General features: G+C 69.0%; 28 protein-coding genes and 1 pseudogene. 16 read left to right on the forward strand and 13 right to left on the reverse strand.

Features of this window, described 5'->3' with window-relative positions:
- The first annotated feature begins 81 nt into the window (after nucleotides 1-81).
- From I1A62_RS26955 to I1A62_RS26975, 5 genes are all read left to right on the forward strand, one after another.
- Nucleotides 82-840, forward strand: a complete 759-nt coding sequence (locus I1A62_RS26955; RefSeq protein ID WP_219455356.1) for a maleate cis-trans isomerase — start codon at nucleotides 82-84, stop codon at nucleotides 838-840.
- A gap of 23 nt (nucleotides 841-863) precedes the next feature.
- Nucleotides 864-1,508, forward strand: coding sequence for a VOC family protein (locus tag I1A62_RS26960; RefSeq protein ID WP_219455358.1), 645 nt, complete (start codon nucleotides 864-866; stop codon nucleotides 1,506-1,508).
- The gene (locus I1A62_RS26965) at nucleotides 1,505-1,750 is read left to right on the forward strand and encodes a hypothetical protein (protein WP_219455359.1); all 246 of its coding nucleotides are present in this window, start codon (nucleotides 1,505-1,507) and stop codon (nucleotides 1,748-1,750) included. Before I1A62_RS26960 ends, I1A62_RS26965 begins: the two co-directional genes overlap by 4 nt.
- A complete protein-coding gene (locus tag I1A62_RS26970; RefSeq protein WP_219455361.1) occupies nucleotides 1,747-2,982 on the forward strand; it encodes an alpha/beta hydrolase in 1,236 nt (411 codons plus the stop codon). Before I1A62_RS26965 ends, I1A62_RS26970 begins: the two co-directional genes overlap by 4 nt.
- 67 nt (nucleotides 2,983-3,049) lie before the next feature.
- Nucleotides 3,050-4,363: an MFS transporter gene (locus I1A62_RS26975; RefSeq protein ID WP_219455362.1), complete on the forward strand. Its 1,314-nt coding sequence runs from the start codon at nucleotides 3,050-3,052 to the stop codon at nucleotides 4,361-4,363.
- Between the two features lie 39 nt (nucleotides 4,364-4,402).
- Here I1A62_RS26975 and I1A62_RS26980 read toward each other — a convergent pair whose 3' ends face one another.
- Nucleotides 4,403-5,350 carry an FAD-binding oxidoreductase gene (locus I1A62_RS26980; RefSeq protein WP_257890549.1) on the reverse strand — a complete coding sequence of 316 codons (948 nt, stop codon included), beginning with the start codon at nucleotides 5,348-5,350 and terminating at the stop codon, nucleotides 4,403-4,405.
- Between I1A62_RS26980 and I1A62_RS26985 the strand changes: the two genes are divergently transcribed.
- A complete protein-coding gene (locus tag I1A62_RS26985) occupies nucleotides 5,288-5,815 on the forward strand; it encodes a hypothetical protein (protein ID WP_219455364.1) in 528 nt (175 codons plus the stop codon). The two genes, I1A62_RS26980 and I1A62_RS26985, sit on opposite strands and share 63 nt — an antisense overlap.
- An 8-nt stretch (nucleotides 5,816-5,823) precedes the next feature.
- Nucleotides 5,824-6,393, forward strand: a complete 570-nt coding sequence (locus tag I1A62_RS26990) for a helix-turn-helix domain-containing protein (protein WP_219455365.1) — start codon at nucleotides 5,824-5,826, stop codon at nucleotides 6,391-6,393.
- On the opposite strand, the gene I1A62_RS26995 is transcribed toward I1A62_RS26990, so the two are convergent.
- On the reverse strand, nucleotides 6,378-7,016 hold the full coding sequence (locus I1A62_RS26995; protein ID WP_219455366.1) for a GntR family transcriptional regulator: 639 nt from the start codon (nucleotides 7,014-7,016) through the stop codon (nucleotides 6,378-6,380). The two genes, I1A62_RS26990 and I1A62_RS26995, sit on opposite strands and share 16 nt — an antisense overlap.
- A 132-nt stretch (nucleotides 7,017-7,148) precedes the next feature.
- On the opposite strand from I1A62_RS26995, the gene I1A62_RS27000 reads away from it, so the two are divergent.
- Nucleotides 7,149-7,883 carry a haloacid dehalogenase type II gene (locus tag I1A62_RS27000; RefSeq protein ID WP_219455368.1) on the forward strand — a complete coding sequence of 245 codons (735 nt, stop codon included), beginning with the start codon at nucleotides 7,149-7,151 and terminating at the stop codon, nucleotides 7,881-7,883.
- 13 nt (nucleotides 7,884-7,896) lie between these two features.
- Here the strand turns inward: I1A62_RS27000 and leuS are convergent, their stop codons facing one another.
- Nucleotides 7,897-10,761, reverse strand: a complete 2,865-nt coding sequence (leuS, locus tag I1A62_RS27005; RefSeq protein ID WP_219455370.1) for a leucine--tRNA ligase — start codon at nucleotides 10,759-10,761, stop codon at nucleotides 7,897-7,899.
- 114 nt (nucleotides 10,762-10,875) lie between these two features.
- On the opposite strand from leuS, the gene I1A62_RS27010 reads away from it, so the two are divergent.
- Both I1A62_RS27010 and I1A62_RS27015 read left to right on the forward strand, forming a co-directional pair.
- Nucleotides 10,876-11,277 (forward strand): SdpI family protein, encoded by a 402-nt coding sequence (locus I1A62_RS27010; protein ID WP_005249154.1) that lies wholly within the window; start codon nucleotides 10,876-10,878, stop codon nucleotides 11,275-11,277.
- Nucleotides 11,278-11,299: 22 nt separating this feature from the next.
- On the forward strand, nucleotides 11,300-12,271 hold the full coding sequence (locus I1A62_RS27015; protein WP_219455372.1) for a DUF1648 domain-containing protein: 972 nt from the start codon (nucleotides 11,300-11,302) through the stop codon (nucleotides 12,269-12,271).
- Between the two features lie 32 nt (nucleotides 12,272-12,303).
- On the opposite strand, the gene I1A62_RS27020 is transcribed toward I1A62_RS27015, so the two are convergent.
- On the reverse strand, nucleotides 12,304-12,981 hold the full coding sequence (locus I1A62_RS27020) for a FadR/GntR family transcriptional regulator (protein ID WP_219455374.1): 678 nt from the start codon (nucleotides 12,979-12,981) through the stop codon (nucleotides 12,304-12,306).
- Nucleotides 12,982-13,049: 68 nt separating this feature from the next.
- Between I1A62_RS27020 and I1A62_RS27025 the strand changes: the two are divergent.
- Both I1A62_RS27025 and I1A62_RS27030 read left to right on the forward strand, forming a co-directional pair.
- Nucleotides 13,050-14,353 (forward strand): annotated as a pseudogene (locus I1A62_RS27025) (MFS transporter).
- A gap of 15 nt (nucleotides 14,354-14,368) precedes the next feature.
- A complete protein-coding gene (locus I1A62_RS27030; protein WP_219455376.1) occupies nucleotides 14,369-15,142 on the forward strand; it encodes a Mut7-C ubiquitin/RNAse domain-containing protein in 774 nt (257 codons plus the stop codon).
- On the opposite strand, the gene I1A62_RS27035 is transcribed toward I1A62_RS27030, so the two are convergent.
- The 3 genes from I1A62_RS27035 to I1A62_RS27045 form a co-directional block, all read right to left on the reverse strand.
- Entirely contained in the window at nucleotides 15,130-15,306 is a 177-nt protein-coding gene (locus I1A62_RS27035) for a hypothetical protein (RefSeq protein ID WP_192581867.1), read from the reverse strand. The two genes, I1A62_RS27030 and I1A62_RS27035, sit on opposite strands and share 13 nt — an antisense overlap.
- Nucleotides 15,307-15,394: 88 nt before the next feature.
- Nucleotides 15,395-16,000, reverse strand: coding sequence for a YqgE/AlgH family protein (locus tag I1A62_RS27040; RefSeq protein ID WP_087554905.1), 606 nt, complete (start codon nucleotides 15,998-16,000; stop codon nucleotides 15,395-15,397).
- A 67-nt stretch (nucleotides 16,001-16,067) separates the two neighbouring features.
- Entirely contained in the window at nucleotides 16,068-16,763 is a 696-nt protein-coding gene (locus tag I1A62_RS27045) for a TetR/AcrR family transcriptional regulator (protein ID WP_124392382.1), read from the reverse strand.
- A 143-nt stretch (nucleotides 16,764-16,906) separates the two neighbouring features.
- Here I1A62_RS27045 and I1A62_RS27050 point away from each other — a divergent pair, with 143 nt between their 5' ends.
- Nucleotides 16,907-17,848, forward strand: a complete 942-nt coding sequence (locus I1A62_RS27050) for an NAD-dependent epimerase/dehydratase family protein (protein WP_219455377.1) — start codon at nucleotides 16,907-16,909, stop codon at nucleotides 17,846-17,848.
- Between the two features lie 10 nt (nucleotides 17,849-17,858).
- A complete protein-coding gene (locus I1A62_RS27055) occupies nucleotides 17,859-19,157 on the forward strand; it encodes an MFS transporter (RefSeq protein WP_219455379.1) in 1,299 nt (432 codons plus the stop codon).
- Between the two features lie 8 nt (nucleotides 19,158-19,165).
- Here I1A62_RS27055 and I1A62_RS27060 read toward each other — a convergent pair whose 3' ends face one another.
- Nucleotides 19,166-19,576, reverse strand: a complete 411-nt coding sequence (locus I1A62_RS27060) for a PaaI family thioesterase (RefSeq protein WP_072942698.1) — start codon at nucleotides 19,574-19,576, stop codon at nucleotides 19,166-19,168.
- Nucleotides 19,573-19,986 (reverse strand): hypothetical protein, encoded by a 414-nt coding sequence (locus tag I1A62_RS47290; RefSeq protein WP_219455380.1) that lies wholly within the window; start codon nucleotides 19,984-19,986, stop codon nucleotides 19,573-19,575. Before I1A62_RS47290 ends, I1A62_RS27060 begins: the two co-directional genes overlap by 4 nt.
- 224 nt (nucleotides 19,987-20,210) lie before the next feature.
- Between I1A62_RS47290 and I1A62_RS27070 the strand changes: the two genes are divergently transcribed.
- The gene (locus I1A62_RS27070) at nucleotides 20,211-21,743 is read left to right on the forward strand and encodes a DUF4185 domain-containing protein (protein ID WP_219461468.1); all 1,533 of its coding nucleotides are present in this window, start codon (nucleotides 20,211-20,213) and stop codon (nucleotides 21,741-21,743) included.
- Nucleotides 21,744-21,764: 21 nt separating this feature from the next.
- Here the strand turns inward: I1A62_RS27070 and I1A62_RS27075 are convergent, their stop codons facing one another.
- Genes I1A62_RS27075 through I1A62_RS27090 form a run of 4 tightly spaced genes read right to left on the reverse strand, consistent with a single transcriptional unit; the run spans nucleotide 21,765 to nucleotide 24,854 of the window.
- Nucleotides 21,765-22,844, reverse strand: coding sequence for a sulfate/molybdate ABC transporter ATP-binding protein (locus tag I1A62_RS27075; protein WP_219455382.1), 1,080 nt, complete (start codon nucleotides 22,842-22,844; stop codon nucleotides 21,765-21,767).
- Nucleotides 22,841-23,647 (reverse strand): ABC transporter permease, encoded by an 807-nt coding sequence (locus tag I1A62_RS27080; RefSeq protein ID WP_219455384.1) that lies wholly within the window; start codon nucleotides 23,645-23,647, stop codon nucleotides 22,841-22,843. Before I1A62_RS27080 ends, I1A62_RS27075 begins: the two co-directional genes overlap by 4 nt.
- Nucleotides 23,644-24,453, reverse strand: coding sequence for a molybdate ABC transporter substrate-binding protein (gene modA, locus I1A62_RS27085; protein WP_219455385.1), 810 nt, complete (start codon nucleotides 24,451-24,453; stop codon nucleotides 23,644-23,646). Before modA ends, I1A62_RS27080 begins: the two co-directional genes overlap by 4 nt.
- Nucleotides 24,450-24,854, reverse strand: coding sequence for a molybdopterin-binding protein (locus tag I1A62_RS27090; protein ID WP_072942706.1), 405 nt, complete (start codon nucleotides 24,852-24,854; stop codon nucleotides 24,450-24,452). The genes modA and I1A62_RS27090 overlap by 4 nt, the downstream gene beginning before the upstream one ends.
- Before the next feature lie 209 nt (nucleotides 24,855-25,063).
- Here I1A62_RS27090 and I1A62_RS27095 point away from each other — a divergent pair, with 209 nt between their 5' ends.
- Entirely contained in the window at nucleotides 25,064-26,236 is a 1,173-nt protein-coding gene (locus tag I1A62_RS27095; RefSeq protein WP_257890550.1) for a DUF3089 domain-containing protein, read from the forward strand.
- Nucleotides 26,237-26,245: the final 9 nt, after the last annotated feature.

Raw genomic sequence — 26,245 nt, forward strand, 5'->3', positions numbered from 1 at the left:
ACTCGGCATGAGCGTAAATCACCGCGCGCCGGGGTGCTCACTCCCCCGCTTCGCGACAAATCGACATCAGAAGGGCACACCATGGGCATTCATCGCATCGGACTCGTCGTCCCGAGTTCCAATGTGACCGTCGAGACGGAGATGCCGGCGCTGCTCGGTCAGCACGCCGACGCACAGTTCTCGTTCCACTCCAGCCGGATGCGCATGCAGGCCGTCTCGCCCGAGCAACTGCGGGCGATGAATGCCCAGCGTGAGCGGTGCATTCTCGAACTCGGCGACGCCGGAGTCGACGCCGTCCTCTACGCCTGCCTGGTCGCGCTGATGTCGGTCGGACCGGGTGAGCATCAGCGCGTCGAAGGGCTGGTCGCCGAACAACTCGCCACCGGCGGCTCCGAGGCGGCGGTCCGCTCGAGTGCCGGTGCGCTGATCGAAGCGCTCCGGGCGATCGGGGCCCGGCGCATCGTCCTCGTCACCCCGTACCTGCGCCCCCTCGCCGAGCAGGTCGTCGCGTACATCGAGGCCGAAGGCATCCAGGTCCACGACTGGCGCGCACTCGAGGTCGCCGACAACGCCGAGGTCGGATGCATCCCCGGGGAACGGGTGATGGACGCCGCCCGATCCCTGGACCTGCAGGGCGTGGACGCACTCGTGATCTCCGCCTGCGTGCAGATGCCGTCGCTTCCCCTGGTGCAGGCCGCCGAGGACGAGTTCGGATTGCCCGTCCTCTCGGCCGCCACCGCCGGCGCCTACAGCCTGCTGCGCGCCCTCGACCTCCCCGTCGACATCCCCGGCGCCGGCAGTCTGCTCCGCGCCGACGCACCGGCCGCCGCCCGTCAGTAACCCCGAACCCCTTGGAGTTCACCATGTCCGAACTGCAGCACACCGTCAAAGGCGTCGATCACGTCGCCTATCCGACCTTCGATCCGGCCGGCACCGTCACGTTTTACCGCGACGTGCTCGGGTTCCCGGTCGTCCACTCGATCTGCGCGGCCGGGTGGGGACCGGAGAAACACCCCGACTTCATCCACTTCTTCTTCGACATCGGCAACGACGACCGGCTGGCCTTCTTCTACTACTTCGGTCTCGAACCCTTCGACGGCGGACCGCAGGGTGACTCGTACTCCCGCTTCGCCGAGGACGTCCCGATCTTCTTCATCCGCTCCCGGCACCTCGCCATCCACGTCGACAGCGAGGACGACCTGATGGAATACCGCCGCCGCCTCGACGGCAGCGCGTGGCCGGTGGAGATGCAGATCCAGCACGAGACGATCGAGTCGATCTACACCCACGACCCCAACGGCTACATGATCGAGATCACCCGGGCGCTGCGCCCGGTCACCCCGCAGGAAGACCTCGACGCCAACCTCACCATCGACGCCCTCGTCGACGTGGTGACCGGGCCCGACCCCAGCATGGACGCCCTGCTGACCCGCAAGGCCGAACTGATCACCGAACGCGCCGCCGCCTGGCAGCAGCAACAGGAATCGAAGGAGATGGCGACCCGATGACCACCCTGTTCGTCCTCGACGTCCCCGAGAACACCGCGGTCGCGGAGGTCGCCGGACGTGATCCGGCGGTCACCGTCGACCACGTCGGACCCTACTTCCGCATCGTGTCCGACTCCGACATCGTCATCGACCGGCGGGCCACCGGTTGCCGTCACGCCGTCTGGTACAGCAGCGTCGCCGGACTGGCGCAGTCCCGGATCACCCAGTGGGACAAGGACGCCATGCGGATCGAGCCGCGATGAGCACGGACACCCGGCGGCTCGGCGCCGGCCGGTACATCGACGCCGCGCAGGCACCGGACAGCACCGTCACGTCCGTGCACGAACTCGCGACCGGCGACGGGGCGAAGGTCACCGGTGTGCTGCGGGTCGTCCCCGGCGCCCGCACCGTCGTCGCACTCATGCACCCCCGCCAGGACCTGACGCACCACGTGCTGGTGCCCGAACTGCTCGCCCGCGGTTACGCGGTGTGGACGCAGGGCACCCGCTCGGTCAACAACGACGTCGCCCTGGTGCACGAGCAGGCCCTGCTCGATGCGGCGGCCGGTCAGGTCTTCTTGCGCGAGAAGAGTTTCGAGCACGTCATCACCCTGGGGCACTCGGGCGGCGGCACCCTGTTCGCGTTCTATCACCAGCAGGCCGGTCTGCCCGGGGCGGAGCGGTTGACCCACACTCCCGCCGGACGACCCATCGATCTGGCCGGGGCGCAGATGCCGCTGCCCGACGGTGCGGTGTTCATGGCCCCGCACCCCGGGCAGGGCGCCCTGCTGCTCCGGTTGATCGACCCGTCCGTCGTCGACGAATCCGATCCGTTGACCGCCGACCCCGCATTGAATCCGTTCGATCCGGCCAACGGATTCGCCGAACCCCCGCACAGTTCGGCGTATGCATCCGAGTTCGTCACCCGCTACCGGGCAGCGCAACACGATCGCGTCGCCCGCCTCGACGAGATCGCCCGGCAGCGTGTCGAGGAGGCCGCCGACGCGCGCCGCCGATACAAGCGCACCGGCGAACCCGCCGACCGCCGCGCCGCCCTCGTGCCCCGCGTCCTCACCGTCTACCGCACCGACGCGGACCTGCGGTTCACCGACCTGTCGCTGAGCCCCAACGAGCGCCCGTACGGGTCGCTGTTCGGCCGGCGGCCGGATCTGACCAACTACGGACTCGTCGGCTTCGGCCGCTTCGCCACCCCCGATGCCTGGCTGTCGACCTGGTCCGGGCTCAGCACCAACGCCGACTTCCTGCGCTGCGCGCCCGCCGTGACCGCCCCCTCCCTGTTCGTCGAACTCACCGGCGACCAGGCCTGCTTCCCCGACGACGCCAAAACCATGTGCGATGCCCTCGGGTCGACGGACAAGACCCACGTCCGGGTCGCCGGCACCCACTTCGGCGGACCCATCGCCGAGGGCGCACCCACCGGGGCCGCCCTCGCCGCGGCCGACATCGGCGCCTGGCTGTCCGACCGATTCTCCTGACCCCCTTTACATCCGGGCACCCGATACCGCGCCGCGGTCGTCGGGCGCCCGGTCGAGCGGAGTACACATGACTGCCCGCCCCACCACCGCCCCCGTCATCGGGCTCTGCCTGATGGCACTGGTCCTCGAAGGGTACGACCTGCTGATGTACGGCACCGTCGTTCCCTCCCTCCTCGCCTACGCGCCCTGGCAACTCGACGCCACCGACGTCGGCATGCTCGGCTCCCTCACCGGCGTGGGAATGCTGATCGGCGCGCTGGTCGCCGCCGGCGTCGCCGACCGCTGGGGCCGCCGCCGCACCCTCCTCGCTGCGGTCCTGGTGTTCTCCGCCGCGATGGGTATCTGCGCACTCGCACCCACCCCCGCGGTATTCGGGGTCGGCCGGATGGCGGTGGGCATCGGTGCCGGCGTCCTCATGCCGACCGCCGCCGCCACCCTGATCGAATTCTCCCACACTCGAACCCGGGCACGGTCGGTCGCAACAGGATTCGTCGGCACCAGCATCGGCGGAATTCTGGCCGGTGTGCTGTCCCTGTGGCTCGTGCCCACGTTCGGTTTCCGGGCGATGTTCGTGGCCGGGCTGGTTCCGGCACTGCTGTTCCTGCCCCTGATGCTCCGGTATCTCCCCGAATCGCCCGCTTACCTGACCGCCCGCGGCCGCACCACCGCGGCCACGGCGATCGCCGCACGGTACGGGCTCGAACCCGAGCCCGCCACCTCGACCGGTGCGAACCCCGAACGCCGACTGCGTGCGCTGTTCGGCAGCGAGCGGACGACCGCGACACTGCTGTTCTGGGGCATGACCCTGGTGTGTCTGCTGGTGCTCTTCGGTGTCGCGACGTGGCTGCCCGCCCTGATGAAGTCGGCCGGATACCCGCTCGGGGCCGCGCTCTCCTTCCTGCTGACCCTGAACGTCGGCGGCGCAGTCGGAGCCCTCGGCGGCGCCGCACTCGCCGACCGGTACGGAATCAAACCCGTCACCGCACTCGGATTCCTCTGCGCCGCAGTCTCACTGATCCTCATCGCCACCGGCCCGCCCACCGCCGTCGTCTACCTGCTGGTGCTGCTCGCCGGCGTCGGCACCACCGGAACCCAGATCCTGCTCAACACGTTCATCGGCGGTCACTACCCCGCCGCATGCCGGACCACCGGCAACGGAATGGCACTCGGAATCGGACGCATCGGGGCCATCATCGGACCGACGTACGGCGGCTTCTTCGTCACCATCGGCGCGGGCAGCACCTGGCAGTTACTGGCCTTCGCCGCCCCGGCCGTCGTCGGCGCGGCACTGACCGCTCTCGTACCGCGGCGAAGAGACGACACGAACACGACACCGGCCGTTTCGGCCACCGACCCCAGCGACCGGGAAGCTGTGCGATGACCCTCGACGTCACCGGGCAGGGCGCCGTCGTCCTCGGGATCAAAATCCGCGACCGGGATTGAGCAGCAGGGCCGGGTCGAGGGCCCGTTTGATGCGGGCCTGCACGTCGAGTGAGATGTCGTCGAGTTGGTGGGTGAGCCATTCCCGTTTGAGTTCCCCGACTCCGTGCTCGCCGGTGATGGTTCCCCCCAGTGCAATGGCTGCGGCGCAGATGCGGTCGGCGGTCTCCATCGCCCGGCGGCGGGCGTCCTCACCGAGGTCGGGCAACAGCAGCATCGGGTGCAGGTTGCCGTCGCCGGCGTGCCCGACTGTCGCGATGCGGACTCCGGTGTCGCGGGAGATCTCCGCGATGGTCGTGACGAGTTCGGCGAGCCGGGTGCGTGGCACACCGACATCCTCGACGACGGTGGGGAACTGCTCCATGGTGGCCCACCCGGCAAGCCGGCGCGCTTGCAGGAACATGTCAGACTCGGCGGGATCGGCTGTGGCAACAGACAGTTCGGCGCCCGCCTCGTCGCAACATGCAGCCATCCGTTCGACCTGGGCGAGGGCGTCGGTTCCGTCGGCCTGGCCGATCAGGAGCAGCGCCGCCTCGCGGTCGAGGTCCATCCGCCGGTAGTCCTCGACCGCGTTGATCGTGGCGTTGTCCATCAATTCGATCATGCTCGGGGTGACACCACTGGCGAAGATCGCGTTCAACGCCCGACCCCCGGTCTCGAGGGTGGGGAAGGTCGCCACGAACGTCGCCGTGGCGGCGGGAGTGGGGCGGAGCCGCAACGTCGCGGAGGTGATGATGCCCAGCGCACCTTCGGATCCGATGAACAGCTGGGTCAGGTCGAGGCCCGCGACGTTCTTGACCGTCTGGCCGCCGGTGCGCAGTACGCGGCCGTCGGCGAGGACGACAGCCCCCTGGTGGCGCCGTTCGTGATTCGTTCGGCACGGCAGATCGGGGAGCGGCTTCTCGAGGAATCGCGTCAGGCGGAACAACGGATCTTCCGCAGCTTTCAGGGCGCGACGGCCCGTGCCCGCACCCGCCCCGTGATCGCCATCGGCGACGACATCCTGCTCGCGAACACCGCGGCGGTGCAGATCCTCGAACCGGCGGATCACGCGCTGCTGCGTGCCTTGGCGGTCGAGGCGCCGATGGGTCGTGAGGCGAACTGCAACATCCGTCTGTCGACGGGACAGTGCTTGTCGGCATCGGTGCTCCGGATCGCGGGAAGCGGCGTCGCTCTGTTCACGTTCGACGAGGAGCTCACGAGGCGATCGATGGTGCTGCCGCCCGGCCCCGCTGCGGCGACCGGGTCCGTCCTGGTCACCGGTGAGGCGGGTACCGGCCGCACGACGGCGAGCCGAGCACCTGGTTCGACGCCGCCGAGGTCGTCGAGACGGGCGAACGGACGTGGGCGGAACAGGTGTGGCGCGGCCTCGCCGAACCTGGTTGTGTCGTAATCGAAGCCGTGGATCTGCTCCCGGCCGCCCTGGCCCGGCGCACAGCCGACGACCTCCGCACGGCGCGCGCCCGGGTCATCCTCACCGGTGCACCGGTCGAGAATCTGCGACCGGAGCACGCGACGCTGGTCGCGCATTGCACCGAGCGAATCGAACTCGCGGCGCTGCGGCACCGTCGCCCCGACATCCCGGCGTTGGTGAACAGGATGCTCGACGACCTCGGCGCGGCCTCCCGGGTGCGGTTCACCCCGGCCGCACTCGAAGCGCTCGCCGGTCAGCAATGGCCCGGAAACCTCCGCGAACTGCACACCGCAGTGAAGACTGCCAGCGACACCCGCAGTGCGGGCGACATCACGGTCGGCGACCTCCCCGAGCAGTGGCGCGGCCGGATGACCCGCCAGCTCACCGCATTTGAGCAGGCCGAGCGCGACACCATCGTCAAGGCGCTCGAGGACTCCGGCGGAAACAAGAAGGCCGCCGCTCAACAGCTGGAAATCAGCCGCACCACCCTCTACCGCGCCATCCGGACCTACGGAATCGCCGTCACGCCAACGGGACGCGATCAGGTGCTCTCGTAGTTCTCCACCGCCCGCTCGAGGTGTCTGCGCATCTCACCCTGCGCACGATCGAGGTCGGCGGATCGTAACTCGTCCAGGAGTTTTCGATGCTCCGTCGCGAGATCTCGGGGATTCGGGTACGACTTCTGGATCTGCGCCAGGCACAACTGCATTTCGTCTTGCAGTGTCGAATAGATTCGACTCAGGCGGTTGCTGCCGACGGCGTCGATGATGGCGACGTGGAATGCCGAGTGGACTTCGACTCGGTCCGCCCAACTGGCGTCGGCCGGCATCTGTTCCATCTTCTCGAGCTGCCGCTCCGCCTCGCCGAGGGGGATGCCGTTCTCGACGATGACCCGGACGCTTTCGAGCTCGAGTGGAATCCGCACGAAATACAGATCGCGGACGTCCTCGTGATCGAGAACCGGAACGATCAGCGACCGACCCTGGGACTGCTGGGCGAGGTGACGGCTCGTCAGCACCTGCAGCGCCGACCGCACCGTGGGGCGCGCGACGTCGAACATGGCGGCAAGGCCCGTCTCGGTGAGCGGGGTCCCGGGCGCGAGGGCACCCCCGAGGATCTGGGCACGGATCTCCGCCACCAGCGCGTCGCGGGTGGTCTGGGTTTGCAGCACTGGACTCATAGCGCCCTCCTCCGCCACGCAGTATATCTGCTATACCGTCTACCCTCCCGCAGTCCTTGTTGTACTGTATAACAGTAATACTGCGTTAGTCGCCTGGTCAGGGCACTGCGACGACACCTCGAGGAGAACACCATGAATCTGGCCGATTACGACGCCCTGAGCTTCGACTGCTACGGCACCCTGATCGACTGGGAAGCCGGCATCGCCGCGGTTCTCGCGCCCTGGGCGAAGGAAGTCGGGCTTTCGTTGACCGACGAGGAGCTGCTCCTCGCGTACGCGGACAACGAGGCCCGGGCCGAACGCGACACCCCCGACGCGCTGTACTCGGCGATCCTCGCCGACGCCTTCCGCCGCACGGGGGAGACGCTCGGCAAGAACGTCAGCGACGAATGGGCAGCCAGGCTCGGCGCATCGGTCCCTGACTGGCCGGCGTTTCCCGACTCCGCCGAAGCGCTTGCCTCCCTGGCGATGGACTACAAGCTGATCATCCTGTCCAACGTCCACCGTGCGGGCTTCGCCGGCAGCAACGCCCGTCTGGGAGTCGAGTTCGACAAGATCATCACCGCGGAGGACGTCAAGGCCTACAAGCCTGCGCCGAACCACTTCGAGGCTCTCGACGGCGCGCTCGAGGAACTCGCGGTTCCCCGCGAGCGTCTTCTGCATGTGGCGCAGAGCCTCTTTCACGACCACGTGCCCGCCAAGCGCCACGGTCTGCCCTCGGTGTGGATCAACCGCCGCCACGACCGACCGGGCTGGGGCGCGACTCCCGAACCCTCCGACGAGTACACCTACGCTCTCGAATTCCCCACCATGGCGGAGTTCGCTACCGCCGCACGCGCCGCGAAGGAGGCACGGCGGGCCGAATAACTCCGCAGGGGCGTCAGAGGACGATGTTGACCATCTTCCCGGGCACGACGATGACCTTGCGCGGATCCTTGCCGTCGAGCAGTGCGACGATCTTGTCGTCGGCGAGCGCGATCTTCTCGATCTCCTCACGCGGCGCGTCGGCGGCTACGGTCACGCGGCTGCGGACCTTGCCGTTGACCTGGATCGGGTACTCGACGGTGTCTTCGACGAGCCACTTCTCCTCGGCGACCGGGAAGGGTCCGTGCGCCAGCGACTTCTCGTGGCCGAGCCGCGACCACAGTTCCTCCGCGAGGTGCGGGGCCAGCGGTGCGAGCATGAGCACCAGCGGTTCCACCGCCGAGCGGGGGGCACCGGCCGGGTACGCCTTGGTGAGGTGGTTGGTGTACTCGATCAGCTTGGCCGCGGCCGTGTTGTCGCGCAGTGCGGTGTAGTCCTCGCTGACACCGGCGATCGCCTTGTTCAGCGCGCGCAGGGTGTCCTCGGTGGGGGCGTCGCCGGTGACGCGCACGGCGCCGGACTCCTCGTCGACCACCACACGCCAGGCACGCTGCAGGAAACGCTGCGCACCGACGACGTCCTTGGTCGCCCACGGGCGGGACGTGTCCAGCGGCCCCATCGACATCTCGTACACGCGCAGCGTGTCGGCGCCGTACTCCTCGCAGATGTCGTCCGGCGACACGGAGTTCTTGAGGCTCTTGCCCATCTTTCCGTATTCGCGGTTGACCTCGGTGCCCTGGTGGAAGAACTTGCCGTCCTTCTCCTCCACCTCGTCGGCGGGCACGTACACGCCGCGCGCATCGGTGTACGCGTAGGCCTGGATGTAACCCTGGTTGTACAGGCGGCGGTACGGCTCGCTCGAGCTGACGTACCCGAGGTCGAACAGCACCTTGTGCCAGAACCGCGAGTACAGCAGGTGTAGCACCGCGTGCTCGACACCACCGACGTACAGGTCGACGCCGCCGGGGTCGTTGGGCCCGTGGATCTCCGGCCGCGGACCCGTCCAGTACCGCTCGTTCTCCTTGTCGCAGAACACGTCCGGGTTGGTGGGGTCGATGTAGCGCAGCTGGTACCACGAGCTGCCCGCCCACTGCGGCATCACGTTGGTGTCGCGGCGGTACGTCTGCAGTCCGTCGCCGAGGTCGAGTTCGACGTTGACCCAGTCGACGGCCTTCGCCAGCGGGGGAGAGGGCTCCGAGGACGCGTCGTCGGGATCGAACGACACGGGTGCGTAGTCCTCGACCTCCGGGAGCTCCACGGGCAGAGCCGAGTCCGGCAGGGCGTGCGCGTTTCCTTCGGCGTCGTACACGATCGGGAACGGCTCGCCCCAGTACCGCTGCCGCGCGAACAGCCAGTCGCGCAGCTTGTACTGGATGGTGCCCTTGCCGGTGCCGTCTGCCTCGAGCCGTTCGGTGATGGCCTTCTTCGCGTCGGCGACGGACATGCCGTTCAGGAAGTCGGAGTTCACGATCGTGCCGTCGCCGGTGTACGCGTCCTTGGAGAGGTCGCCGCCGGAGATCACCTCGACGATGTCGAGACCGAACTCGGTGGCGAACTCGTAGTCGCGGTGGTCGTGACCCGGGACGGCCATGATGGCGCCCGTGCCGTAGCCGGTGAGGACGTAGTCGGCGATGAACACCGGCAGCTTGTGCCCATTCACGGGGTTCACCGCGTACGTGCCGAGGAAGACGCCCGTCTTCTCCTTGTATTCCTGCCGCTCGAGGTCCGACTTGGCCGCGATCGACTTCCGGTACGCCGCAACCGCTTCGGCGGGCGTTGCCGCACCGCCGGTCCAGCGCGAATCCACACCCTCGGGCCACGCGGCCGCGACGATCTCGTCGACCAGTTCGTGCTCCGGCGCCAACGTCACGTACGTCGCACCGAACAGCGTGTCGGGGCGGGTCGTGAACACCTCGACGTCGTGGGCAGTGGATCCACCCTCGCTCCGCTCGACCGTCACGGCGAACTTCACCTGCGCACCGTGCGAGCGCCCGATCCAGTTGCGCTGCATGGTCTTGACCTTCTCCGGCCAGTCCAGGTACTCCAAGTCGTCCACCAGACGGTCCGAGTACGCGGTGATGCGCATCATCCACTGCTGCAGGTGCTTACGGAACACGGGGAAGTTGCCGCGGTCGCTGCGGCCGTCGGCGGTGACCTCCTCGTTGGCCAGCACCGTGCCCAGACCGGGGCACCAGTTGACCATCGAATCGGAGTGGTACACGAGGCGGTAGGAGTCGAGGACCGCTTCCTTCTCGGTCACGGGCAGCGACGCCCAGTCCCGTCCGTCTTCCAGGGCGCGCGCACCCGACACGAACTCGGCCTCGAGCTCGGAGATGCGGCGGGCCTTGCCGGCCTCCTTGTCGAACCACGCGTCGTGGATCTGCAGGAAGATCCACTGCGTCCAGTGGTAGAAGTCGACGTCCGTGGTGGCGAACGTGCGGCGCTCGTCGTGGCCGAGCCCGAGGCGGCGCAGCTGACGCTTCATGTTGCCGATGTTGGCCTCGGTGGTGGTCCTCGGGTGCGTGCCCGTCTGCACCGCGTACTGCTCGGCAGGCAGACCGAACGCGTCGTAGCCGAGGGTGTGCAGCACGTTGTGGCCCTGCATGCGGTGATAGCGGGCGAACACGTCGGTGGCGATGTAGCCGAGCGGGTGGCCCACGTGGAGACCCGTCCCCGACGGGTACGGGAACATGTCCTGCACGAACAACTTGTCCGCGGGCACGTCGCCGGCGAGGGGGCCGACCGGGTTGGGCGCGTCGAACGTGCCCTCCTCGCTCCACCGGTCCTGCCAGCGCTGCTCGATCTGGCCGGCGAGCTCCGCGGTGTAGCGGTGCTGCGGGGTCGCGTCGGTCGGGTTGGCGGGCTGCACGTGCTCGGTCACTGTGGTCGCTATCTACTTGGCTGACATTCTGGATCAGGGGTTACCGACAACCAGGGTAGAGCCTCACCCCACCCGGGCTCACCTGCGCATCCGGGTCCGCCGTATCCTGGTCACGTGTTGATTGCCTCCGTCGTGCTGTTCGTGCTCGCCGTCGCCGTCTCCGGTGTCGCCGTTGCAGGCCTCGCCGAGCGCCTCCCGCGCAACCGGTGGGCGGGTGTCCGCACCCCCGAGACGATGCGCGACGATCAGACGTTTGCGCTGGCCAACAAGGTCGCAGGGCCCACCCTGCTCGCCGCGGCCGGGCTCCTCGTCATCGGCGGAATCGCCGGAATCCTGATCGGCGGAGTCTTCGGAATCGGCGCCGTCCTCGTCAGCGTCGTGGCTGCCGCTCTCACCGCGGCGACGGGCGGATCGCTCGGTGCCCGCGCCGCCGCGGCGGTGCCCGCCGCCGACACCGGTGGATGCGGCAGTTCCTGCGGTGCGTGCTCCCTGAAGGGCGCCTGCCAGCCGTCCTGATCGGCAGGCGACGGCCCGTCCGGTGAAGTCCTCGCGCGTCGTCGACCCCGCAGGCGCAGTCTTCGGTCTACTGCTCCCGGTGATCGCGGCGCTGTCCGGGGTGATCCTCACGAAGGTCTGGGAACCGCGGCTCCCGGCGCAGATCGCGACGCACTGGACAACCACCTCGCCGGACGGCTTCTCCAGCCCAATGTCCAGCGCCTGGACGTTCGCCCTGGTGACGGTCCTGTTCGGTGGCGGATGCGCCGCGATCGCCGCCCTCGCCCAGGCGATGCTGATGATGCGCCGCACCATGCTCGTCGTCGGACTGTCCGTGGTCGGCCTGATCCTCACGGTGCAGGTGGTGCTGCTCTACGTCCAACTCGACGTCACCGACCCCGCGGACACCGAACTCCCGCTGTGGTCGCTCGGCCTCGGGGTCGTGATCGGCGCCGTCGTCGGTCTGATCGGCGCCGCCCTGCTCCGCGACTACCGGCCCCGAGTCGCCGCGACCGATCCTCCCGACCCGCGGTTGCCCCGCGCCGACGACCCTGCGACCGTCGCGGACACGGTCGGGTTCGGCACGGTCGGGTCGCTGGTGTTGCTCCTGATTCTCGGGGTCGCGCCCGCGGTCGCGGTCTGCCTGCTCGTCGGCGGATGGTGGCCGCTCGCGGTGTTCGTTCCGGTGGGGCTGCTGATCGTGAGCCTGCTCCGGTTCCGGGTGGTCGTCGACCGGTCCGGCATCCGGGTGGTGAACATGGGCATGACCGCGCTGCAGTACGGGATCGAGGAGATCGAGGGCGCCCGCGTCGACGTGATCAAGCCGTTCGACGACTTCGGCGGCTGGGGACTCAAGGTGAAGGGCAGGCGCAACTACGGCGTCGTGACGAGGACCGGCCCCGCCGTGATCGTCACGACCGCGTGCGGCGACCGCCTGACCGTCACCAGCGCACGGGCCGAGGAGATGGCCGGTGCACTCAACGCGTACGCCGAGCTGCGGCTTCGCCGCCCGTGAGTGGTTAACGAGTGCAGGGACTCGCTAACCGCTCACGGGCGGGAGGCCTGGTGCACCGCGTCGAGCACGCGGTCGAGGTAGCCGAGTGCGGCTCGGACGGCGGCGTCCTCGTCGCGGGCGGCGATCGCGTCGACGACGGCGTGGTGGTCGTCGGTGGTCAGCGACGGCGGATGGACGCCCTCGGTGAAGTCGTAGGTGGCGCGGGTGGGTTCGAGGATCCCGGCGAACAGGTCGGACAGCACCGGATTGTGCGCGGCCTCCACCACCCCGAGGTGGAAGGCGAGGTCGGCTTCCGCGAATCGGGACGCCTCGTCGGCCGTGCGCTGCCGTTCGTCGAGTAGCGCGGACAGCGACCGCAGATCGTCGTCGGTGCGGCGCTTGCACGCCAGCCGGACGGCCTCCGTCTCGAGAGCTCGCCGGACCTCGAAGACGTTCAGCATCTTCGCGACTGCGACCTGCCGCCCGAGCAGCCCGCCGATGTCGGTGCGCGCCCGAACGAACGTCCCCGACCCCCGCCGGATCTCGAGGATGCCCGTGGACGTCAGGGTCTTGATGGCCTCGCGCACGGTGTTGCGCCCGACTCCGAGCAGCGTCATCAGCTCGGGTTCGGTGGGGATGCGCTCGCCCACCGTCCAGTCGCCCTCGGCGATCCTGCCGCGCATCCAGTCCAGGGACTGCTGATACGCGGACTCGCGCCGAACCACCGTCATGTACTCATCCTCACACCTCGCCGGCTCGCTCGTCCCGACCGGCCCGTCTAAACTACGTAGGACGTCCCATGTATTTGTACAGCTTCACGCATCCGGACAGCCCGAGGAGGCGACCCCACACGTCCCGTCAACCGCTCCCGCCGACGCCCTCCCGACCGCCACCGCCCGCCCCACCGGCCGCCACTTCCATGGCCTGAACTATCTCCTCGTCGTCCTGCTCCTCGGCTCCAACATGCCCACGGCGCTGTACTCGCTCTACCGCCACGAATTCGGCTTCACCCCGCTGGTCCAGACGCTGATCTTCGCCGTCTACGTCGCCGGTCTGCTTCCGTCGCTGCTGTTCTTCGGCCCGCTGTCGGACGCGCTCGGACGCCGCTTCGTGTTGCTGGCCGCGATCTTCTTCAGCCTTTTGGGCGCCGTCCTTCTCGCCTTCGCCGACTCGACCCTGTGGCTGTTCCTCGGCCGGATCTCCCAGGGGATCGCCGTCGGCGCCTGCTCGGCCGCCGGGTCCGCCGCCCTGATCGAGCACGAACCCGCCCGGAACCTCCGCCGCGCCGGTCTCGCCGCCACCCTCACCACCGCCCTCGGCGCGGCGCTCGGCCCGCTCTTCGGCGGCGCCGTCGCGCAGTACCTTCCACACGCCCTGGTCTTGCCGTACGTGCTGTTCGCGCTGGCGCTCCTGCCCGCGCTGATCATGGTGCTGCTGCTCCCCGCACTCACCGGCGGTACGTCACGCCCCACCCAGTTGTTCCAGGTGCCGAACGTCCCCGCACCCCTGCGCCGGGTGTTCTGGCTGTCCTCCCTCGGAGTCGCGCTGGCGTGGGGCGCCGTCGGCCTGTTCCAGTCGGTGGTCCCGACGTGGATCATCGACCTGCTCGACGTGAACAACCTGGTGGTCGCCGGCGGTGCCGCCGCGCTGGTCATGGTGTGCTCGGTGTCCGCGCAACTCGTCGCCAACCGACTCGGAACCGTGCTCTGCCGAACCCTGGGCATCGGCGCCGTGGGCGTCGGCATGGTCGGATTGCTCGTCGTCGACTTCGCGCCGTCCCTCGCCCTTCTGGGCGCCGTCACCGTCGTCGTCGGTGTGGGACACGGACTCTCGTTCGCCGGTGCGATGCGCGCGGTGGGCGCCGCGGCCGCCGAGCACGCCCCCGACGCCCAGGGCGGGACACTCGCCGCGTTCTTCACCGTCGGCTACGTCGGTCTCGCGGTGCCGTCCATCTGCGCGGGCATCGCCATCACCGTCCAGGGCATGCACGTGGCCGTCCTCGAACTCGCGATCATCGGCGCCGTCCTGTGCGGCGTCGTCGCCGTGCTGGGCGTCCGCACGAAGGGTGGGGACCGGGCAGAGGAGACCAGTACTGTGGCCTGAGGACGTGAAACGCCGATGCCCGAACCGCTTCGCCACTGCGAGTTCCGCTTCTACGAGGAGCTGAACGACTTTCTGCCGCCGATGCAGCGCAAGCGCACCTTCGAGCACCGATTCGACGGCACCCCGTCGGTGAAGGACCGCATCGAAGCGCTGGGCGTCCCGCACACCGAGGTGGATCTGATCCTCGTCGACGAGGTGTCCGTCGATTTCGCGCACCTGCTGCGCGGCGGCGAACGCGTCGCGGTGTACCCCGTGTTCGAGCGTTTCGACCTGACCGGGGTGACGACACTGCGCCCGCGACCGTTGCGGGACCCGACATTCGTGCTCGACGTGCACCTCGGCCGCCTCGCCCGCTACCTCCGCCTGCTCGGCTTCGACACCCGCTACCGCAACGACTTCGACGACACCGAACTGGTGGACATCTCCCTCGCCGAGCACCGCATCGTCCTCACCCGGGACACGGGACTGCTCAAACGGTCGGCGGTCACCCACGGCGCGTTCCTGCACGAAACCGACCCACGCCGGCAGCTGCGGGAAGTGTTGGACCGCTTCGACCTTCGGTCGCGGATCACGCCGTTCACGCGGTGCGCGCGATGTAACGGGCTACTCGCGCCGATTGCCCGCGACGACGCGCTCGCCGAGGCGCCGCCGGGGGTCGCGCGCAACGAACAGTTCAGCCGATGCCGGGACTGTGCGCAGCTGTACTGGCCGGGCAGTCATCTCCCGAAGCTGAGCCGGCGACTGTCGGAGGTAGGAGTGTCGCTCGAGGTGGATTCTCAGGAGGCGTGACGCAGCTCTTCGGCGAACACCGCCGAGCACGCGCAGTCACCGAATTCGTCGCAGTCGATGATCAGTGCGTGCCGGACCTCGGACAACTCGACGCACGACTCGTCGGTGCATTCGGCTCCGTAGAGCGTGTGCACGATCAATGTTCCGTGACAGGTGTCGATCACGTGTGCTGTCCTCCTTACTTCTCGTTCCCCACCTCTGTTGATACCACCCGTCCCCGACAGCCCAGGGACGTGCGCGGGGTGTGTCGGCTCAGTTGCGCTCGACGTCGATCGGGTGGGTCGCGAGCAGGGCGAGGGGGAGCGGCTGCCTGCGCAGCACCTGCGCCCACACGTCGACACGGGCCGGGGCGACGACGTCCGATGCGAGCGCCGAGATGACGATCCAGTCGTCGCGCTGGAGTTCGGAGTCGAGCTGACCGTACGTCCAGCCCGAGTAGCCGGCGAAGATCCGGATGCCCTCCACCAGCGGGGCGACGACCTCGGGGTCGGAGTCGAGATCGACCATCACGACGCGGCCGTGGACCCGGCGCAGGCCGGGGACGCCGTCGGCCTGCGCGCCGGTACGCAGCGTCGCCAGGCACAGTGCGGCGTCACGTTTGACGGGACCGCCGACGTACAGCGCGGACGGGCGCGCGGTGAGCGGCGCCCACTGTGGCAGCACGTCGTGGACGGCGGTTTCGCTGGGACGGTTGATGACCACACCGAGACTTCCGGCCTCGTTGTGCTCGATCACATAGATCACGGTGCGACGGAAAGCGGGTTCGACGAGATCTGTGGACGAGACCAACAGGCTGCCGGGCCGGACCACCGGTTCCGTCGACGCCGTTCGATCTTCGGGTTCTTCTGCGTGCGCCACCTGAACATCATCCCACCGCGGCGAACGCGATGTGACGGAGGACGCGACCTGCGTCCGGTTCGCCGCTTTACGCCGCGGGCAGCCCCGCCGTCTCGGCAAGAACGGCGAGGTGGTGCTCGAACAGTGCGCCCGGTGCGGTGAACGTGTCGGCGCCGTACTGCCCGAACACCTCGAAGTTCACGGCCCCGAACAGTGCCGACCACACCAGCACGCCGCGGGCGAGCAGATGGTCGGGTGTGGTGAGGCCGAGTTCGGCGCGGACGCGTTCGAGGTCGGCGGCGAGGCGCTCGTCGATGGGCGCCGCCGCGTCTGCCTCGAGCTTGCCCGCCCGGAATGCGTTGTCGAAGATCCCGACGAGGGCGTTGATCACCCGAGTTCCCGGAGTGGTGGTCTGCTCCCCGGGCGCGTGATAGCCGGGAACCGGGCTGCCGAACAGCAATCCGTAGCGGGCAGGCTCGCGTAGCGCCCACTCCCGCACCGCACGTCCGAGCGCCAGGAACTGCTCCCGCGGTCCAGCCGCCGACACCACGGCCGCCTCCACGGCGTCGCCGAGTTCGTTGTATCCGTCGACGACGAGCAGCGTCAGCAGTTCGTCGCGGCTCTTGACGTACCGGTAGACGGCGGACGACACCACGCCGAGGTCCCTCGCGACGGCCCGCAGCGACAGGGCCGCACCCCCGACCGAGGCCAACTGTTCGCGACCGATCCTCGTGATGTCCTGCAACGTCTGCTCGCGGGCGCGCTCGCGTGGTGTTCCTGACATGGGGTCCAGCGTCGCAATTTCAGAGAGCAGTGTCAACAAACGAGAGCACTGCTCTTGACATTGCAGGCCGGAGGGAGCATTCTCGAATAGAAGAGAGCAGTGCTCTCGAATCACCGAAATCGACTCACTCAGCGGGAGCAGAAATGTCGAACCTCGAGATCGTCACCGGAGCAGGACCCGTCGGCTGGACCGTCGCCCGGCAGCTCGCCGAACAGGGCCGACGGGTGCGGGTCCTCACCCGCTCGGGCAGCGGCCCGGACCATCCCCTGATCGAGCGGCGGAAGGTCGACGTCTCCGACGCCGCCGCGCTGCAGGAGGCATTCGACGGAGCGACCGCCGTCTACCACTGCATCCACGCCGCCTACAACGCCGACGCCTGGGAGCGCGAACTCCCCGCCGCCGAGCAGACGGTCCTCGAGGCCGCCGGACGCGTCGGCGCGGTCGTCGTTTTCCCCGAGAGCCTCTACTCCTACGACGCGTCTCGGCAGCCGATGACCGAGCACACGCCGCGGTCGGCCGACTCCGGTAAGCGCGGCATCCGGACCCGGTTGCTGAAGGCCCGGGCCGAGTCCTCGACGCCCACCGTGAGCGTCGTCGCGTCCGACTTCTTCGGACCGCGGGTGCTGAACGCGCACGCCGGCGAGCGCATGGTGCCCGTCGTCCTCGCGGGCAAGACGATGCGCGTCCTCGGTTCCGCCGACCTGCCCCACTCGTTCACGTACATCGACGACTTCGCGGCCGCGATGATCGCCGCGGCCCACGACCCGGCGCTGTGGAACTCGGTGCTGCACGCACCGACCGCACCTGCCGTCACCCAGCGGCAGATGGTCGAGGCCTACGCGAAGGCCGCCGGGGTTCCCGCCCCGAAGGTGGGCACGCTGCCCGGCTGGGTGATCCGCGGCGGCGGGCTCGTCCACCAGGGGACCCGCGAGCTCGCGGAGATGCTGTACCAGTTCGAGGAGCCGTTCGTGATGGACTCGTCCGAGAGCGAGGCCCGCCTCGGACTGACCCCGACGCCACTCGACCGGGCCGCCGTGGAGACCGTCCGGTGGTGGCAGGACAGGTCGGTCGCGGCCGCCGGATAGGGTCCTGTGAATGGCGAAACAGCTCGGGGACCGGCGCGAGGCGTGGCGCAGAACGGCGTACACGCTCCGGCGGTCGCCCGGACTGGCCCGTCTCGCCACCGTGCGATTCGCCAGCCAACTCGGCGACGGCATGTTCCAGGCCGCACTCGGTGGCGCGATTCTGTTCAACCCCGAGCGGGAGACGGATCCCGTCGCGATCGCCGCCGGCTTCGCGGTGCTGCTGCTGCCGTACTCGGTGATCGGACCGTATGCGGGCGCACTCCTGGATCGCTGGGACCGCCGCAGCGTGCTGCTGTGGGCGAATGTGCTGCGCGGACTGCTGATTCTGGTGACCGCCGCGCTGCTGGAGACCGGGACCGGCGAATCCGCGCTCCTCGTGCTCGCCCTCGCCGCCATCGGTGTGAGCCGGTTCGTTCTCGCGGGAGTCTCGGCGGCGTTGCCGCGCGTGGTGCACCGGTCCTGGCTCGTGGCCACCAATTCGGTGCTCGCCACCACCGGTTCCGTCGTCGCCGCGCTGGGGGCCGCGACGTCCGTCGCCATCATCTCGTTCGTGGGCGCCGGTGACCGCGGCTCCGGAATCGCAGTGGCGGCCGCCGCCTGCGGTTCCGCGGTGGCCGCGTTCGCGGCGTCGCGCTTCCACCATCGACTCCTCGGTCCGCACGCCGACGAGAAACCCGAATACGGGGCGGTCCGCGCCGTATTCGCCGGACTACGCAACGGGGCGCTCGCCGTGTGGCATTCGCCGGGCGTCACGACCGCCATGATCGGGATCGGCACGCACCGGATCGTGTTCGGCGTCAACACGTTGATCATGGTTCTGGTGCTGCGCGACACCGCCACCGTCAGCGCCCTGCCAGGCGGCCTCGCCGGTTTCGGTGTCGCGCTCGGCGCCACCGCCACGGGCATGCTGCTGGCCGCGATCTCGACACCGTTCCTCATTCCGCGCATCGGACGGTCCCGCACCATCGTCGGCGGCCTGATCCTCGCGCTCGTCGTGCAGTGCACGTTCGTGGCGACCCTCACGCAGGCGTCGCTGCTGTGCGGTGCGCTGCTGCTCGGATTCGCCGGGCAGTCCATCAAACTCAGCGGCGACGCGGCGATGCAGATCGAGATCGAGGACGACCGCAGGGGGCAGGTGTTCGCACTTCAGGACACCGTGTTCAACGTGGCGTTCATCGGGTCGATCGCCGCCGCGTCCCTCGTGATCGCCCCCGACGGCCGATCACTCGCACTGGTGCTGGCGGGTGGGGCGGTCTACGGCCTCGGACTGGTCGGCGTGCTGTTCAACACCCGGCGCGAACCTGCCTGAGAACCGGGCTATTCCGACCCTGGCATCGGCACGTTCTGCAGGCGGACCTGACCGCGAGCCACCTCCTTGCCGGTGTCGGATGCCGTGATCACCACCGACCACAACTGCTGCACGCGGCCCTGCTGAATGGGCACCGCGACCACGTCGACCCGTCCCTCGGTGCGGGCCCGCAGGAAGTCGGTGCCGTTGTGCACGCCCACCGCGAACTGACCGCGGTCGGCGACGGCCGTGCTCGCGCCGATGCTCGCGGCCGATTCGACCGCCGTCGTGTAGACGCCGCCGTGCACGACTCCCCACGGTGTGTGGTGGTCGGCGGACAGGTCGATGTGGCCGACCACCTTCGTTCCCGACACTTCGTCGAGTTCCAGTCCGGCTGCGACGACGAAGGCGCTCGCCGCCTCGCGGGTCAGATCGGTCATCGTGTGTTCTCCTCGTCGAACCCTCGGTAAGTTTGATTTCCCAACCCACCTTGCCCGGCTTCAGTGCCGGCGTCAATGGTCCCGGCGGTACCGACCACCGGATCGGGGCGCCACGTGTGCACCGCCGCGATCACCGGTGGCTCGCGCGGAATCTCGGCGTTCCACGTCCCGCCGCCGGAAGGATCGGTGAAGTAGCGGGCCTCGTCCTCGGCGTCGTAGTCGAGCACCGAACGATCGGCCACCCCGTCGCCGTCCGAATCCCACATCGCGTCGTCGAGAAGTCCGTCGCCGTCGAAGTCCAGGCGCACCGCGTCGACACCGCCGGACGGTCCGAGGTCGAGATCGGCGGGCGACGTCCACGCCACCGGGGCATCGGCACCGGTTCCGAACGAGTACTCGAGAGGATCCATATGAAGGTTGGACGCAGCGCGACCGCATCCGGTTCCACCGAACATCCGCGAATTCCGCTGCGACGGTGAAACCGCACCGTGACCGGACCGCAACCGGACGGGCCGGGCGCGTGCGCCGCGGATGCCGTTCCCCGGTGTTATCTTCGACCCCGCGCGTGCAGGTCGGTCCACCATCACTCCGACCACCGATGTGGAGGGGTCCCGTGGTCGACAAGTCCTGGTCTGTGTCCGGAGTGCCCCTGTGCGTGGCCGCCGTCGTCGCCGCGACGATCGGTTTCACCGCCGCCCCGGCGGCAGCCGAGACCCTGCCGTGGCTCCCGGTGAACGCCTGCGGCGAGACCGGATTCAACCCGGCGAAGGAGCCGCCGAGCCCTGGCGGGCCACTGCTGCCCCCGATCCCGCCGACCGTGAGCATCCCGATCCCGTACCCCGACTTCGTGCCCGTCCCCGTCCCCGGACCGCGCGTCGACCAGACCCGCGTCGCCCAGGACCTACCCGCCGATCCGTGCGCGGACCCGTGCCCCGACCTCACCGACGAAGCCGAAAAACCGGAAACCGTTCCGGGTTCTTCGGGTTCGGCAGGGTCGTCGGGCTCGTCCGGGTCTTCGGGCTCGTCCGGCTCGAGTGCGCTGACCATCCCGAAGATCTCGATCGATCCGCGGCCCGAGACCATCCCGATTCCCGTTCCCGGCGGTCCGGGGCCCGAACCGCAGCCGGCGCCGCCGGTCGAGATCAACCCGGCCGTACGCGGTTCCCTCACCGCGGCGATGGCGAAGCCGGGCGTCGGCGACGTACGGCTGGTGTCGCAGCTGACGGGACAGGGTTCCGAGAACCGGACCGACAAACGCTGGCAGGTGGACGGCACCGACCTCGGAATCACGTGGGAGACGAAGCCCGGCGAGGTGGCGGTCGCGTTCGGTGACACGTTCGGCAAGGACTGGGCCCCGCCGGGTGCGTTCGGCGAGGACTGGCGGAGCAACGTTCTCGGCCACAGCACCGACACCGACCTGTCCGACGGCATGACCATCGACAGCATGGTCCAGGACAGCCGGTGCCACGCCGCCGAGATCATCGACAGCAGGCACATCAACAACTTCGAGACCACCACCATCCCCACGTCGGGGTTCGCGATCGGCGACCGTCAGTACCTCAGCTACATGTCGGTGAAGCGCTGGAGCATGGTCCCCGGCATGTGGTACACCAACTACGGCGGCATCGCCTACTCCGACGACAACGGGCAGACCTGGACCAAGGACCAGCACGCCAAGTGGGACAACATCTTCGGTGCCCGGTTCCAGGTGTCCGCGATGGTGCCGCACGGCGACTACGTGTACATGTTCGGTACCCCCAACGGGCGGATCGGCACCATCGGCCTGGCCCGGGTGCCCGTCGACCAGGTGCTCAACACCACGTCGTACCAGTACTGGTCGGACGGTACGTGGACGCCGGTGTCCCAGCACCTGGCGACCCCCATCGTCGGCGGGGTCGCCAGCGAGTTGTCGGTGCGCTACGACGCGGCCTCGGACAAGTGGCAGATGAGCTACCTCGAACCGGTCGGCGGTTCGATCATCCTGCGGCAGTCGTCGAGCCCGCAGGGTGCATGGTCGGACGCGGCGACGCTCGTCGACACGGCCGACTACCCGAAGGCGTACGGCGGCTTCATCCACCCGTGGTCGACGGACGAGGACCTGTATTTCACGATCTCGGAGTGGGACAGCTACAACGTCTACCTGATGCATGCGTCCCTGCACCCGTGAGTACTTGTCAACCGCCCGACGTTAACAAGTACGCACGGTATGGAGCGCAACTTCGGTGGCCTTGACCACGAAGTACACGTCCAGACCCGGCACCAGATCGAGTTCCGCGACGGACGCCGCCGTCACGTCGGCGCTCAGTTCGAGCCGGCCTCCCGCTTCGGCGGCGCGCACCCGGACCGTCGGTCCGCGCACCTCGATCTCCGAGATGGTCACCTGGAAGACGTTGCGCGGACTGCCTTCCGGGGACCGCCTGTGCACAGCCACCGAATGCGGTGCGAACACCGCGACGGCCGGCGCGCCCCCGACGAAGTCGGCGTCGAGCAGACCCTGCATCCGAACACCGGTCTCCGTCTCGAACCCGTCCTGCGCCGCGAACACGGGAACGAGGTTGAGTCCGGCGATCCGCGCGGCGAACGCACTGCGCGGGCGCGTCAACACGTCCCGCACCGAACCGGATTCGACGACCTGCCCGCCCTCGACGACGATCACCCGGTCGGCCAGTGCCAGCGCGTCGAGGACGTCGTGGGTGACCACGACCGCGGTCCGGTCGCCCTCCCGCAGCACCCGCCGGAGCAGCACCCGCAGGGCGGGGGCCGCCGCCACGTCGAGGGCGGACATGGGTTCGTCGAGCAGCAGCGCCTGCGGTTCCGCGGCGAGCGCCCGGGCGACCGCGACCCGCTGCGCCTGCCCCCCGGACAACTCGTGCGGACGGCGGTCGGCGAACTGGGTCGCATCGACCGCGTCCAGCCACTTCTCGGCGACCGCCCGCGACTCCCGGCGGCCGCGGCCCGAACTGCGCGGCGCGAACGCCACATTCGCAGCCACAGTCAGGTGCGGAAACAGCAGTGCCTGCTGCGCGAGCAGAGCGATACCGCGGCGGTGCGGCGGCACCGCGATGCCGCGCTCGGTGTCGGTGAGCACCCGGCCGTTCAGTTCGACCCGTCCGGCGTCCGGGCGGACCAGGCCGGCGACCACCGACAGCGCCGTCGACTTGCCTGCGCCGTTGGGTCCGAGGACGGCCAGCACCTCACCCTCGGCGAGGTCGAATCGCACCTCGACGCCGCGTGCCGCGACCCTCGCCTCGACGCTCAGGCCGGTCACAGCGCCGCCCTCGACGCCCAGCCCCGCGAACCCACCACGATGACGACCGCCACCACGACGAGCACCAGCGACAACGCCACGGCCGCATCCGCGTCCGTCTCGCGCTGCAGGTAGATCTCGAGCGGCAGGGTCCGTGTGACGCCCTGCAAACTGCCCGCGAACGTCAACGTCGCCCCGAATTCGCCGAGCGCCCGCGCGAACGCCAGCACCGAACCGGACACGAGTCCGGGCAGCACCAGGGGGAGCGTCACCCGCCGGAAGACCGTGGTGGGACTCGCACCGAGCGTGGCGGCGGCGTGCTCGTACCGCCTGCCCGCCGTCCGCAGCGACCCTTCCAGGCTCACCACCAGAAACGGCAGCGCGACGAAGGTCTGTGCGAGCACCACGGCCGTGGTGGTGAACGCGATGTGGATGCCCGCCACCTCGAGGTGCTGCCCGATCAGACCCTTCCGGCCGAACGTGTAAAGCAGGGCGATACCCCCGACCACCGGTGGGAGCACCAGGGGCAGCAGCACCAGCGACCGCAGCACGTTCAGCCCTCGAAAGCTGCTGCGGGACAGCACCGCCGCCATCGGGATGCCCAGCAGGATGCACAGGGCAGTACTTGCGGCGGCGGTGCGCAGACTCAGTTCCAGCGCCGCGAGTGAGGATTCCGACGTGACCAGTTCGAAGAAGCGCGTCCAGTCGACACTCGCCAGCATCGCGAACAGCGGCAGGACGACGAACAGGCCGCCCACCGCTGCGGGCACGAAGATCCAGCCCGGAAGCCCGGACGGAACCTTCACGCGCGGTGCTCGGATCACGGCTGGGCGAATCCGGCCTTCGCCAGCACCGCCTGGCCCTCGGGTCCGGTGACGAGGTCGAGGAAGCCCTGCGCCGCCTCCGGCTGCTTCGAAGCGGACAGCGCGGCAATCGGATAGGTGTTCACGGCCTGCGCGGCCTCCGGGAAGGGCACGGCGGTCACCTTGTCGCCCGCGCCTGCCGCGTCGGTGACGTACACGAGTCCGGCGTCCGCCTGACCGGCCGTCACCTTGTTCAGCACGTCGGTGACCGACGACTCCTCGCTGACGGGGGTGAGGTCGACACCCGAGGCCGTCTCGACCTTCTGTGTTGCAGCACCGCACGGCACCTGCGGGGCACACGTGACCACCAGCGTGCCCTCACGGTTCAGATCCGCGAAGGACGTGATGCCCTTGGGGTTTCCGGGTGCCGTCACGATGGTCAGCGTGTTGGTCGCGAAGTTGACCGGGGTTCCCTGGACGAGTCCGGCGTCGACGACCTTCGTCATGTTGTTGGTGTCGGCGGACGCGAACACGTCGGCGGTGGCGCCCTGGTCGAGTTGCGCGGCGAGGTCGGAGGAACCCGCGAAGCTGAACTCCACGTGGGATCCGGGGTTCGCGGTCTCGAACATCTCGCCGAGTTCGGTGAACGTGCTTTTCAGCGACGCCGCGGCGAACACCGTGATGTCGCCGCCCGATGCGGCCGCGGACGTCGACTCGGCCGAACCCGAGGTGCCGCTGTCGTCGTTCGAACCGCAACCGGTGAGAAGGCCCAGACCGAGTGCGGCCGCAGCAGCCCCCGTCGTGACCCGGCGCCAGGACATCTTCATGAAATTCCTCCAGGAGTTTCGACGATCACCGTGGTCGACTTGACGACGGCTACCGCGACCTTGCCGGGCTCGAGCCCGAGGTCGCGGACGGCTTCACTGCTCATCAGGGAAACGACACGGAAAGGCCCGCACTGCATCTCGACCTGGGCCATCACCTTGTCCATCACGACCGCGGTGACGATGCCGGTGAATCGGTTGCGCGCCGAGGATTCCGATCCGAGCAGGTCGGGCGATTTCGACGCGTTGGCGCGCGCGAACTCGGCGAGAGCGGGACCGTCGATCACCTTGCGGCCCGACTCGTCCTTGTCCGCCGCGAGACTGCCGTTGTCGATCCACCGCCGGACCGTGTCGTCGCTGACGCCGAGTAGTTCCGCGGCCTGTCGTATCCGGATACCCGTCATCCGGAGATCGTCCGCGCATGCGTCATAACGGACATGCTATGTCGGCATATGCGGATCCACCAAGCGGAAACTGCCGAGAATGCGGCTTCCCTCGCGTCGGGCTGCGGCCGCGGCGCGCGAGTTGACTCGGGGCTTCAGTTAGACGTTACCGGCTGGTATACATAATCGGCCCTGTCGAAGTGTTACCTGGATCACGTGAGGCGGTACCCGTGTCGGTATGGAGAAAGCTGTCGTGCGCGGCGAGTGCGACGGTGCTGGTCGGGGTCGGTGCGGTGGGCTTCGCGGCACCGTCGACTGCGCAACCCGACCCACCGTCGGCGCCGGTGCAGTGGTTGTGCAGCCCGCACATCGGCGCCGATCCGTGCGATCTCCCCTCGGACACCACGGACCTGGGCACCGGGGAGGTCACGGGTTCCCCCGAACCGGGCGACGAGGCGGACAAGCCGGTCGACTGCTTCTACGTCTACCCGACCGTCAGTGACCAGCTCGCCCTCAACGCCGACCTGACGGCGCAGCCCGAGGTGCAGTCCATCGCCAGCTATCAGGCCGCGAGATTCGCGGGCCGGTGCCGGATCTTCGCCCCGATCTACCGGCAGATGACGTTCGTTCCGGGCATCGCCGCCGGGCTCGCCGGCGCACCCCTGGCCCAGACCGGCTACGGCGACGTCCTCGCCGCCTGGAACGACTACCTCGCCCACGACAACAACGGGCGCGGCGTCATCCTCATCGGCCACTCGCAGGGCACGATGATGCTGCGCAAACTCATCCACGACCAGATCGACCCGAACCCCGCTCTCCGCCGGCAGCTCGTGGGGGCATTCCTGATGGGCGGCAACGTCCTCACCGCCCGTGGCAGCACTGTCGGCGGCGACTTCCAGAACATTCCCGTGTGCACTCGGCAGGGTGAATCCGGCTGTGTCGTCGCGTATTCCACCGCGGTGGCAGATCCCACCGTGTCCTTGTTCGGCAACAGTTCCGTCGACGCCCTCTCACCGGCGTTGGGTTTGCCCAGCGGGCCCGGCTATCAGGTCGCCTGCACCGACCCCGCCGTGCTGAGCGGAGACCCCGACCCCGTGGGCATCACCATCCCCAGTGCCCCGTACGCGTTCGGGATCATCTCGGTGCTGCTGGGATACACCTCGTTCCCGCAGGGTGCACCCACGTCGCCGTCGACATGGACCACCAGCGCCGAACGCGCCGTCGGCCGGTGCACCGAGGTGAACGGCTACCACGACTACCAGTTCCGCGTCACCGACCCCTCAGCCCAGCAGGTGAACGAATTACCCTTGTTCAACAGCCATCTCGTCGACATCAACCTCGGATGCGACCGGCTCGTCTCCATCGCCGAGCAGCAGACCAACAGCTGGCTCGCGTCCTCGTAGCCTTCCGGG

It is taken from the genome of Rhodococcus sp. USK10 (assembly GCF_019378875.1).
Classification (GTDB): Bacteria; Actinomycetota; Actinomycetes; order Mycobacteriales; family Mycobacteriaceae; genus Rhodococcus_F; species Rhodococcus_F pseudokoreensis.

Bases quoted from the DNA above. Each gene is read 5' to 3' on its own strand.
- I1A62_RS26955 (WP_219455356.1), top strand. From the start codon at position 82: ATGGGCATTCATCGCATCGGACTCGTCGTCCCGAGTTCCAATGTGACC.
- I1A62_RS26960 (WP_219455358.1), top strand. From the start codon at position 864: ATGTCCGAACTGCAGCACACCGTCAAAGGCGTCGATCACGTCGCCTAT.
- I1A62_RS26965 (WP_219455359.1), top strand. From the start codon at position 1,505: ATGACCACCCTGTTCGTCCTCGACGTCCCCGAGAACACCGCGGTCGCG.
- I1A62_RS26970 (WP_219455361.1), top strand. From the start codon at position 1,747: ATGAGCACGGACACCCGGCGGCTCGGCGCCGGCCGGTACATCGACGCC.
- I1A62_RS26975 (WP_219455362.1), top strand. From the start codon at position 3,050: ATGACTGCCCGCCCCACCACCGCCCCCGTCATCGGGCTCTGCCTGATG.
- I1A62_RS26995 (WP_219455366.1), bottom strand. From the start codon at position 7,016: ATGAGTCCAGTGCTGCAAACCCAGACCACCCGCGACGCGCTGGTGGCG.
- I1A62_RS27000 (WP_219455368.1), top strand. From the start codon at position 7,149: ATGAATCTGGCCGATTACGACGCCCTGAGCTTCGACTGCTACGGCACC.
- I1A62_RS27020 (WP_219455374.1), bottom strand. From the start codon at position 12,981: ATGACGGTGGTTCGGCGCGAGTCCGCGTATCAGCAGTCCCTGGACTGG.
- I1A62_RS27030 (WP_219455376.1), top strand. From the start codon at position 14,369: ATGCCCGAACCGCTTCGCCACTGCGAGTTCCGCTTCTACGAGGAGCTG.
- I1A62_RS27045 (WP_124392382.1), bottom strand. From the start codon at position 16,763: ATGTCAGGAACACCACGCGAGCGCGCCCGCGAGCAGACGTTGCAGGAC.
- I1A62_RS27050 (WP_219455377.1), top strand. From the start codon at position 16,907: ATGTCGAACCTCGAGATCGTCACCGGAGCAGGACCCGTCGGCTGGACC.
- I1A62_RS27055 (WP_219455379.1), top strand. From the start codon at position 17,859: ATGGCGAAACAGCTCGGGGACCGGCGCGAGGCGTGGCGCAGAACGGCG.
- I1A62_RS27060 (WP_072942698.1), bottom strand. From the start codon at position 19,576: ATGACCGATCTGACCCGCGAGGCGGCGAGCGCCTTCGTCGTCGCAGCC.
- I1A62_RS47290 (WP_219455380.1), bottom strand. From the start codon at position 19,986: ATGGATCCTCTCGAGTACTCGTTCGGAACCGGTGCCGATGCCCCGGTG.
- modA (WP_219455385.1), bottom strand. From the start codon at position 24,453: ATGAAGATGTCCTGGCGCCGGGTCACGACGGGGGCTGCTGCGGCCGCA.
- I1A62_RS27090 (WP_072942706.1), bottom strand. From the start codon at position 24,854: ATGACGGGTATCCGGATACGACAGGCCGCGGAACTACTCGGCGTCAGC.